Below are 10,986 nucleotides of genomic sequence, written 5' to 3'. Positions count from 1 at the left end.
AGTACTTTGGCGAGGCATGTCACGTTTGGCTGATATTGAAGTTGCTTACGAACTTTACACCACTTAGCCTTCAGCTCAATTGGCCGTACAACTACGGTGCTCTTGAAATTTGTGGGTAAAGATTAGTTTCAAGAGAGAGCGATGGGTGCCAAGCGTTTATGTCAAGCATCTCAAGAGTAGTTAAAAAATCAGGTTCTTCTGCATTCAGGCAAAGATATTGTATCACCGCCGCATCCGAGACCATGATGGCACAGTAAGTTTTTCATACACCATCCTTTCTGGCACAGATACTACGTCAGTGTAAATGTTTTGACAATAGGAAAGATCAGGAGTTGCAAAGAAAAACCTTCTTGAAATCCTTAGTGTAGTGTTCATGAGTAGTTATTCAACAGCGTTGCGTATAGGTTTATCAACTATTGAATGAGCGGCCTCGAATAAAGCCTCTGATAGAGTAGGGTGAGGGAATATAGCATTTGATACTTCCTGAACCGTACCTTCTAAAATAGAGTTAAGCGAAAGTCCCCACATCCATTCTCCGACGTGATGACCTATTGCATGCACTCCAAGAATTTCACCATATTTTTCTTCCGAAACAATTTTAACAAAACCATCCAATGATTCTCCTTCAATTATTGCCATACTGTTCGCGGCAAAAGGAAATTTTCCGATTTTCACCTTGTAACCCATTTCCTCCGCCTCTTTTTGTGTAAGACCAATACTCGCTACCTGCGGAAAACTGTAAACAACTCTTGGGATATTTTTACGGTTTATGATGTGCATATCTTTCCCTGTAAGATGCGTTACTGACAAGATGCCTTCATTTATTGCTTTATGCGCAAGAAGCGGCGCTCCCGTAATATCGCCTATTGCATAAACCCCTCTCTGGCTTGTTTCCATGCCTTCATTCGTCCTTAAATATTGTCCGTCAAAATTTAACGACATTTCTTCTATCCCGATATTATCCAGCAGAGGTACTCTTCCGGCAGCCAGTAATAACAAATCCGCATGTAAAAATTCTCTATTACCGGAAATATCGTTAACACCTTTAATCTCTAATTTAACGCCATTCTCTATTTCTACTTTTTCCAAAGAGGTTTGGGTCAAAACATTTACCCCTCTACGTATAAGCAGGTTTTTCACAGTTCCGTTGATTTCTTTATCTTCGGAAGGTAGTATATCTTCCAAAAGTTCCAAAACCGTAACCTCTGTCCCAAATGCATTAAAAAGACAGGCAAATTCAATCCCAACCGCACCTCCACCGACAATAATTATCGATTTTGGAATTTCTTCCCGCAATAGAATATCATCGCTGGTAAGTACATATTTTTTATCATAAGGTATGTTTTTTGGAATGAAAGGAGCAGAACCCGTGGCAAGTATAATATTTTTTACCTTTATTCGGTTTGTTTCTATACCATCGCTGACTATTGAAACTTCCTGATTAGATATGATACGCCCTTCGGCGCTGAAGACATCGACACCATTTTTTTTTAAAAGGGACTGAACTCCCTGAAACAAGCGTTTAACAACATATTCTTTGCGCCGATGTATTAGAGGATAATCGACATTCAAACTGCCGGTAGTGATTCCATATTCACCTGCATTCGCAAACTTTCTGTAAAGTTCCGCAGAGTACAACAGCGTTTTTGTGGGAATACAACCCTTATGCAGACATGTGCCGCCAACTTTCTCTTTTTCGATTAAAGCAGTTTTTAAGCCGGACTGAGCGGCTTTTATTGCCGCAACATAACCGGCAGGCCCACCTCCAATGATTGCAAGATCAAAGGCAGAGTTGCTCACAGGCAATTATTCCTCCTTTTTCCATGCAAATAGTATCACAAAGATAAGGGCTATTGTAACAATCAGAATAAATTTTGGGCTTACATCCGGAATAATTGATTTTTCCATAGATAAAGACAATAATTTGCCTATCATTTCATATCTCCTTTCCTACACGTTTACTTTGTATTAAATATCCAAAAATACCTTGTTTTTATGTGGTGATGCTTTCTACCAGTGGTTTCTTCGATACAGACACAGAATTTGATTTATAATAATCTTTATAATAATCGCCGGAATCATATAATAATCTTAAATTTTCCAATACCTGATCGAATACCTGTTGCCAGTCAGAACCTACCCGAAAAGCAAACATGGAATTTCTGGGATTGTTCGTCGTTTTAATAGAATTTCTAAAACGTTTTCTCAAATTATCTCCTGCATAGATATGATCATAAACATATTGCATTCCTTCTATAAAATCCTCCAATGTCATATCCACCAACCGATGGACAACATGTGCTGTATCATAATATTCCCAATCATCCGGATAGTTTTTCCTGAATATTCTCTTTTCCGAATCCAACCTTTTATACAACTGCGTTTTTGGAAAAGGACAGTTAATGCCGAAAGTCAAAATGTCTATGTTATTTTCCAATATAAAATCGGTCATCCTTTTAAAAGAATCTTTACCGTCTCCGTCAGCCCCAAAAACCACCGAACCCCAGGTGACCAAACCCGCATCATGTATTTTCTGAATACAATCATAATAGCTCTCTGTGCCCAGCTTTAAATTTACCTGTTTATTCATTTTTTCTAAAACGGTTTCATTGGTCGACTCTATGCCCATAAGCATGCCAAAACAACCGCTTTTCGCCATATAATCTAATGTTTCCTTATCCTGCGAAATATTTAAAGCAGTAAACCCTAGCCAATCTTTTTGAAGATTACGCTCAACCATGCCTTTAAAAAGATTTCTCGCTCTTTCATTTGACCGCTTCCCATGTCCGTAAAAATTATCTTCTGCCAGCATGAGTCCCTTATAATCAGTCGCCGCTAACTCTTCCAACACATCTTCATAAGGTCTTTCCCTGAATTTTCTTCCCTGAAATGTAGGAACACTGCAAAAATCACAATAATTCGGGCACCCCTTCGTAGTTACAATAGAAGAAAACTTATAATTATATTTCTTCCTCAGAAACTCTCTGTCAGGGAAAACCCTTTTCATCAAATTCAACGGCGGTAAACCGCCATCGTAAACCTTCTTTAACTTTCCTGCTTCAAAGTCTTTTATTACCCGTGGCCAGACTTCCTCTGCCTCACCAATAAAAACAGTGTCCACGTACTTTGAAGCCTCTTCAGGCATTACAGACGCATGTATCCCTCCCATTATTACGGTCATACCTTTCCTTTTACATGCAGTAGCAATCTTGTATGCCCTGGGAGATTGGTAGGTCACTGATGTAATACAAACAAGGTCCACCGGCGCGAAAGTAAGTTCGCCATTATCATCAATTGCCAGTTCGATATTTTCATCAATAACATCAAATTCCCAATCACCAGGCGTAAGGGCCTTAATATAAGCAAGGTTTAACGGCATCTGAACAATTACCGTAATACTCTCTTCTCCATGCCTCCCGGGCTTATGTGGATTAATGAGCATCATTTTTTTCATATTTTTACCTCCAATTCTTCAAAATTAAATTAGCAACACTCCATCCCGAAGAAACAACAGCACATATGCCAGGGCCAGGTCTTGTCCAATGGCCTGCCAAATAAAGGCCGCTAATTGGTGTTGTCGGCGAAAGCCTTTGTTCCCATATTTGATCAACGCTTACTGCCCAGCCATAAGCTGCCCCATTGGTATTTAATGTGTAACGCTCCAGGGTTTTAGGAGTAGCCACCTCTATTATTTCTATATGTTTTTTTATATCAGGTAAATAACTTTCTAGTCTCTCCAAAGTACTTGAAACTATATTTTGTTTGAGCAATTCCCAATCCGTCACATTTTTATAAAATTCTTCCTTCTTATACACTACTATGGAGATTATTTGTTTATTTTGAGGGGAAAGGGCCTGGCATATACTGGTTGGAACAGATATATACATCCACTCACTATCAATAGAGTCAAAATTTGAGCCGGATAAATAAAATCCTCTTTTTAAAGTATTTAAATCTATCCCTTTTCCAATTCCCAGATACAAGAGAAAAAAAGAACAGCTTTCCTTCATTCCTTCAATGTTTTTAAGGTACACCGCATCTACATCATTTTCATCATTCAACAAATGATAAAACGTCTGTCTTGCATCTATATTCGACACAACAACGCTCGAATGTATCTCTTTGTCATCATTTAATTTAACACCGCTAACGGAGGGTCCTTTCTTTAAGATTTTTTTGACTTTGGATAATAACATAACGTGTCCGCCAAAATCAATAAATTTCCTAAAAATTGCATTTGCAAACTCTTGCGTTCCGCCTTTTGGGAAAAAGGCGCCATCTTTAAGATAATTTATCATCATTTGAGACATGGCAATCGCAGATGCTTTCGACGGCGCTAAACCTACATAACCCCACTGCCCAGAAAGAACCATCTTTAACTCACTATCATCAAAAAAATGATCGAGCATCATTCCATAAGTCATGTCTTTGTATTTTTCTATAATCTGACTTTTTTCATTATGAAATGTAGCACGATAAAGCCTTATAAAGTCTTGAAAGAACCACTTAATATTGTCCTTTTCATGTGGATACCTTTTCTGTAAACGTAATAAATATTCGTCTAAGTCGGCAGGAATTTCAATGCTGAATGTTGGAAAAATCAGATTATCCATGGGATCTAAGTGGTAAAAATCCATCTCTATCCCGAGCATTTTAAAACAACGCCCAACAACACTCCATTTACCACAACCACCGATGTGATGAACAGCAGCATCAAAAAGAAATCCTTTTCTTTTAAACGAAGTACAATATCCGCCTGGAATAAAATGCTGTTCAATAAGAAGTGCCTTTTTCCCGCTTTTAGCAAGAAATGCGGCACAAATAAGGCCTGCGATACCCGCTCCAATTACAATTACATCGTAAGAAGGATATAATGTATCGATTTTCGTGGATTGAATATGTGGCTTGATAGGCTTGGTCGATGACATGAAACTTATTTAAACTTTGATACTATCAGGGAAGAGCTATTTCCTAAACGTGAGGATGAATTTATAAGGACATTTTTTACCGGAACAGTCGCCGCTCTTTCAACAACCAAACCTAGGTCGCATTCCGGATCAGGTTCCTTATAATTAATTGTCGGAGGAATAGTATGCGTGTTAAGAGACATCACCGCCGCCACTGTCTGTAAAGCCCCTGATGCGTCAAGACATTCACCTGTCATTGATTTGATAGCAGTCACTGGAATAAGTTTCGCGCGCATACCAAATACTTCTTTTAAAGCCCTTACCTCCATTGCATCGCCATATACTCCGGAATATGCATTAGCAGATATGCAGGAAATATCATGAAGCGTTAATTTTGCATCTTCTAAAGCGCTTCGGATAGCCCTTATGCTGCCGTCTGTCTGGTATTCTTTACTGGTGGACATCTTAGGATCAAAGGCTGTTCCATAACCCCTTACTTCCGCGTAAATATTTGCATTCCTCTTTAACGCATCCTCTAAAGTTTCGAGTATAACCAGCGCAGAGGCTTCTCCCAGGACCATGCCATTACGTCTCTTATCAAAAGGCGCACTAATTTCAAGGGTACCGCTATTACTCCCCGCCAAGATTTTTGAACTATGCGCTCCCCAAAAAATGTCATGGCCTAATCCATAAACTCCTCCTGCAATTACCGCCTTTACCCTTCCCATTCGCAGAAAATCAGATGCATATATAATAGCGTCAATGCTGCTCGTTACCCCGTTAGAAATTGTTGTACTTAAACCTGTTGCCTTGCAAAAAATCGACGCCCGGCTGGCAGGTGCGTTTATTACCGTATTAGGAAAGTCCATCGGATTTACATAGTTTGGACCCTCTCTAAGTGATTGAAAATCAAAAGAACTTATACTGTCAATACTGCCATAAGTAGAGCCTACAACGATGCCTAATTCATCTTCATTGTAAGTATTATTCTCAAGATTAGCATCCTTAATCGCCAGACACGTAGCCGAAGATACCAGAAGGGACGTTCTGTCGATATGGCGAATACCCTTCTTCCCCAAATAAATTTTAGGGTCAAAATCCGTGATCTCTCCTGCCTGTTTACTATTAAAATGAGTTACATCAAATAACGTTACCGGTTTAATCCCGGATACCCCGTTTATTAAATTTTGCCAAAAGTCCTCTTTCGTTTCTCCAAGAGGGGAGATGACAGATATTCCTGTAATTACAATCCTCGTATCGCCCATTTATAAACCTCTTATTTTATACGCTTCAACTTTGGAAATATCGTTCTTAAATATAATTATTTCAATTATTTTTAAAATAAATTTTCTTTACAAACATTCTAATTGGTAAATTTCTTTATTACCAGACAACTGTTATTGCCCCCAAAGGCATGAGCATTGTTCAACGCAATGTTTACCTCTTGTTTTCTCATGACATTGGGCACATAATCCAAATCACATTCAGGATCAGGCGTAACATAATTTATAGTAGGAGGAATAATGTCGTTTTGCACCGCTAAGGCGCAAGCAATTGCTTCTATAACACTGGCAGCACCCATTGTATGCCCTATCATCGATTTTATTGAACTAATTGCCAGATGTTCAGGTTTTTCTCCAAAGACCTTTTTTATTGAAATAGTTTCCGCCTTATCATTTGCAGGAGTGCCGGTACCATGAGCGCTTATGTATTGAACATCTTCAGGCCTGAGGTTTGCGCTCTTTAATGCTTTTATCATTGCAGAAATAACACCTTCGCCATCCGGATGTGGTATGGTAATATGGTAAGCATCGCAACTCAAACCGTAACCAATAATCTCAGCATAAACATTAGCGTTTCTTTTCTCCGCAGACTCCAGCGACTCCAAAACAAGCATTCCCGCACCTTCACCAACCATCATGCCCTTTCTATTTTTATCAAAAGGCTGACAAATTTCTGGCGCTATAGCACCTAAACGGGCAAAACCGGTAAAAGCCACTTTCGAAAAAGGATCAGAACCCCCCGCAACCATAACATCTACTCTTCCAAATCTAATTAAATCGTAAGCATAACCAATAGCATAATTCCCCGCTGCACACGCAGTGGGTATTATCGTATTGGGGCCTTTCAAACCAAATTCAATTGCAATGTTAGCAGGGATATTGTTACAGGGATGCATTAAAAACAAATCAGGGGCTACTTTGTCCTCCCCGTCTCTATGTCTGATATAATTTACTTTCTCTAAGATTTGTATTTCACCGGCAGTTGTCCCGACAGACACCCCCATTCGTTCCAATTCAATTTTAGACAAATCCATTTTAGCATCATCTAACGCAAGTTTCGTAGCCGCTATAGCAAATTGCGAACCCTTGCCTATCTCTTTTAAGACACCATTTTTAATATAATCTGAATAATTAAAATTCTTGACCTCGCACCCTTTGTGTACTCTGTATCCTGAAGTATCTATACATGACACTTCAGATACGCCCGATTCCCCGGCGGTAAGGGCGTTCCAAAAAACATCTTTCCCCGAACCAATGGGAGTTATCATCCCAACACCAGTTATAACGACTCGTTTATCCATATATTAATGCTATTTTAATTAAACCAACGAACTCTTTTCCACAATACCAAAAGTCAAAGCTGCTTTAGCAACGACCTTTTCCTGAACTTTCACAACAGACTGAACTATAGCACCTCTTGAAACAATCTTTTCAACAATCACTTCTATGGTAAGCTGATCACCGGGAACGACGGGTTTTGTAAATCTGGCATTATTGACTGATGCCAATAAAAAAACAGCATCTTCATCGTTTCTGGAAGGAAGACTCTTTCTGAACAAGATTATTGAAGCTTGCGCCATCGCCTCAATGATTAAAACACCAGGCATTATGGCAAAATCAGGGAAATGTCCTACAAAGACAGGTTCATTACCGGAAATGTTTTTTACGCATACGATTCTCTTGCTTTCTTCAAACTCAATCGCTCTATCAATAAATATGAAAGGATATTTTTGAGGAAGAAGAGATCGTATTTCCTCAAAAAGTATCATGTTGAATATCTCTTTCTTTCATTGCACAATGATTTTCGAATAACCAATTTACTTCCCACTCTCTGCCAAAACCGATTTTGTTAAACCAATCGTGGCGCTCAAAGAAGTAATATCTACAAGTTTTTCTTCTGGAATTTGCACTTTAAATTTTTTTTCTATAAGCGCTAAAATCTCAAGCGCCAGAAGAGAATCAATTTCAAGGTCCTGAAAAAAATTCGCATCCCTTTTCTCCCAGATCTCTTTTTCATCCAGCTCTGTAACCTCTGCAACTATTGAGGTTACACCTTTTTCAATCTCTTCGTCGTTCAACCTAGTCCTCCTTATAATATTTTCTCTGTAAAGCCCTAAAAATACCTTAATCTACTGCACACCTAAAGGTGAATCATGGTAGCAGACACAAATTACATTGTCAATAATATTATTTCCTTAATAGGTAAAAAAAGCTATCCACACATCTTATGCCCAAAATATCCAATTTATACAATATTTCTTGCAGGCACAACCCGTTAAGTCTTTATTAAAATTAAAAAAATAACTATGAATGAATATCGGGGTTGTCTCAGGGATATCAGTACCATAAAAATACAGCCACGCAAGGAACATTTAAGCAATGAACCCATAACAAGACGCCTTACTAAATTCCTGTTACTATTAAATTGAATTTATCTTCTTATGAATGTACTATAAAGCCTTTTATAAACTGCTGCAAAACTGAACAAATTTACAGGAGGGTTCGTCTTGGTAACAAAAACACAAAAACTGTCAAAGGAAGGTAGCGCTATAACAAAAGAAAAAACTCATTTGGTTGTACCGAATGATCCTATTATTCCGTTTATCAGCGGAGACGGCACAGGCCCTGATATCTGGAACGCTTCGGTACGGGTGTTTGATGCGGCAGTAAGCATTGCCTATAAAAACAAAAAAAGGGTTCACTGGTTGGAAGTACTGGCAGGAGAAAAGGCCTTTAACGAATGTGGTGAATGGTTGCCCGGAGAAACCTTAAAAGCAATAAAAAAATACAAGGTAGCAATCAAGGGGCCTCTTACGACACCCGTTGGAGGTGGAATCCGAAGCCTCAATGTCACACTTCGCCAGGAACTCGATTTATATGCCTGTGTCCGTCCTGTCCGCTATTTTGAAGGTGTTCCCAGTCCTGTTAAATCACCGGAAAAATTAAACGTCATCATTTTTCGTGAAAACACCGAGGATGTTTATGCGGGTATCGAATACAAAAAAGGGTCTCCCGATGCAAAAAAACTCATCGCCTTTATAGAAAAAGAGTTCCGGGTAAAAATCAGAAAAGATTCCGGCATTGGCATTAAGCCGATAAGTGTGACAGGCACAAAGAGGTTAGTAAGGCGTGCAATTCAGTATGCCATTGATAAAAAGCTATGCAGTGTAACCCTGATGCATAAAGGCAACATCATGAAGTACACTGAGGGCGCCTTTTGTGAATGGGGATATGAAGTCGCCAGAGAAGAATTCTCTAAATCGGTAATAACTGAAGAAGAAGTACAAAAAAAATATAACGGTAAAGCACCCAAAAACAAGGTAGTGATAAAAGATAGAATTGCAGATGCAATGTTCCAGCAAGTACTCCTTCGGCCAGATGAATATAGTGTTATTGCCACTCCGAATTTAAACGGCGATTATATCTCCGATGCCTGCGCGGCACAGGTTGGCGGATTAGGCATGGCGCCGGGCGCCAATATTGGCGATAATGCGGCAATCTTCGAAGCGACACATGGTACTGCGCCAAAATATGCCGGAAAGGATATTGTTAATCCAGGCTCAGTAATTTTATCAGGAGTTATGATGTTTGAACACCTTGGATGGGATAAAGCGGCAATGTTAATTATAACGGCATTAGAAAAAACCATTCGGCAAAAAACGGTAACCTATGATTTGGAACGGCAAATGGACGGCGCTCAATTGCTGAAATGTTCAGAGTTCGCAGACAGAATAATCGCTAACATGTCATGATTTTCCCATAACCTTTTCAAGTGTTTTGATATATTTTCGTTCCTTACAAAGAGTCTTTATTCCGGTCGTATTATCAAGGCATGCGGGAGGGTTTTTTGTTTTTATTCTGTCCAATGGTTTTTGATTTTGTTTCATTCAGAGTACGGTACTACTCAGGTGTGACCATGAATCATTTGTTGTTATAAAAGTCTATAAATTCAGGACAAGAGAATTACCCTAAAGAAGTGTATATGATATAGCTGGGATTCCCTGTCTTTATTGTGGTGGATTCGCTGCCGCTTAATCCCCCCTACACAGCAGGTCTTCAGGGTCAGCATGCGTTAATCTTGCTGAAGGCGTGATAAAATGTAGATATAAGGCGGTATTTGTTAATAAATTAACCGCTTGCAGAATAAGAAGCGGCAGAAACATAAACAGGGTTGGAGTTTGCATTGAAGTGTAGGTATATTAACAACGAAACATTTAAAATGTTGGACGAAAGGGATTGGCATATTTTTGCAAAGCTTATTACGCGATGAAACGAAAAACAGACTCATTCTGCAAAGTTAACGGATCCCTCTCCCACCTCCTGTTCTCTCCTCCTTCGTCCCTCTATTTTTCATTTGCTTTCTTACACTGGCATTCATATAGTATCGGCAGGCTGTTCTTCAAAAAGTTCCACCTCTTCTGGCATCGTAACTTCTCAATAAGTTGAGGTAAACACCCCCCCCTTACTTCATTAATAGGGAATACTGTGCTGTCAGCAATCGGCAATCGGCAATCGGCAAATTGCAGACTGTAGACTGTAGGCTGTAGACTGTAGAAACTATTATAAAAACCTCAACTTATTGAGAGGTTACCCAGCATCTAACCTTGATCGGAATTTCTATGTTCGAAAGGTTTCGGGCTGTAAGATTCAGGTTCACCATCTGCGCTAACTGCTAAGCCCCACAATAAATGAACCTGGAATTCTCAGATTAAGTGGAATTAATATATTGAGGTAAAACGGATTTTAGCAGATAGACAGCATCTGGGAAAGAGGAGTTGGAATCTACCATGACGATG

9 protein-coding genes are annotated in these 10,986 nt (G+C 39.2%); 1 reads left to right on the top strand and 8 read right to left on the bottom strand.

Annotation, left to right across the window (positions count from 1 at the left end; all coding sequences use genetic code 11):
• Window positions 1-381 precede the first annotated feature (381 nt).
• From lpdA to QZT26_RS13960, 8 genes are all read right to left on the bottom strand, one after another.
• Window positions 382-1,800, bottom strand: a complete 1,419-nt coding sequence (gene lpdA / locus QZT26_RS13995; RefSeq protein WP_295102979.1) for a dihydrolipoyl dehydrogenase — start codon at window positions 1,798-1,800, stop codon at window positions 382-384.
• Between the two features lie 6 nt (window positions 1,801-1,806).
• Window positions 1,807-1,935 carry a hypothetical protein gene (locus QZT26_RS13990; RefSeq protein WP_261341070.1) on the bottom strand — a complete coding sequence of 43 codons (129 nt, stop codon included), beginning with the start codon at window positions 1,933-1,935 and terminating at the stop codon, window positions 1,807-1,809.
• Window positions 1,936-1,993: 58 nt separating this feature from the next.
• On the bottom strand, window positions 1,994-3,454 hold the full coding sequence (locus tag QZT26_RS13985; RefSeq protein ID WP_099326474.1) for a radical SAM protein: 1,461 nt from the start codon (window positions 3,452-3,454) through the stop codon (window positions 1,994-1,996).
• 4 nt (window positions 3,455-3,458) lie between these two features.
• Entirely contained in the window at window positions 3,459-4,928 is a 1,470-nt protein-coding gene (locus QZT26_RS13980; RefSeq protein ID WP_295102974.1) for an NAD(P)/FAD-dependent oxidoreductase, read from the bottom strand.
• Window positions 4,929-4,933: 5 nt separating this feature from the next.
• Window positions 4,934-6,172 carry a beta-ketoacyl-[acyl-carrier-protein] synthase family protein gene (locus QZT26_RS13975; protein ID WP_099326472.1) on the bottom strand — a complete coding sequence of 413 codons (1,239 nt, stop codon included), beginning with the start codon at window positions 6,170-6,172 and terminating at the stop codon, window positions 4,934-4,936.
• A gap of 98 nt (window positions 6,173-6,270) precedes the next feature.
• Window positions 6,271-7,491 (bottom strand): beta-ketoacyl-[acyl-carrier-protein] synthase family protein, encoded by a 1,221-nt coding sequence (locus QZT26_RS13970; RefSeq protein WP_099326471.1) that lies wholly within the window; start codon window positions 7,489-7,491, stop codon window positions 6,271-6,273.
• 18 nt (window positions 7,492-7,509) lie between these two features.
• On the bottom strand, window positions 7,510-7,959 hold the full coding sequence (gene fabZ, locus QZT26_RS13965; protein ID WP_099326470.1) for a 3-hydroxyacyl-ACP dehydratase FabZ: 450 nt from the start codon (window positions 7,957-7,959) through the stop codon (window positions 7,510-7,512).
• 48 nt (window positions 7,960-8,007) lie between these two features.
• The gene (locus QZT26_RS13960; RefSeq protein ID WP_099326469.1) at window positions 8,008-8,268 is read right to left on the bottom strand and encodes a phosphopantetheine-binding protein; all 261 of its coding nucleotides are present in this window, start codon (window positions 8,266-8,268) and stop codon (window positions 8,008-8,010) included.
• Window positions 8,269-8,697: 429 nt separating this feature from the next.
• Here QZT26_RS13960 and icd point away from each other — a divergent pair, with 429 nt between their 5' ends.
• A complete protein-coding gene (gene icd, locus QZT26_RS13955; protein WP_295102968.1) occupies window positions 8,698-9,942 on the top strand; it encodes an isocitrate dehydrogenase (NADP(+)) in 1,245 nt (414 codons plus the stop codon).
• Window positions 9,943-10,986 lie beyond the last annotated feature (1,044 nt).

The organism is uncultured Candidatus Kuenenia sp. (assembly GCF_900696675.1).
GTDB classification, from domain to species: domain Bacteria; phylum Planctomycetota; class Brocadiia; order Brocadiales; family Brocadiaceae; genus Kuenenia; species Kuenenia stuttgartiensis_A.
The sequence above is the reverse complement of the archived record's forward strand: the minus strand, read 5'-3'. Positions and strand labels throughout refer to the sequence as shown.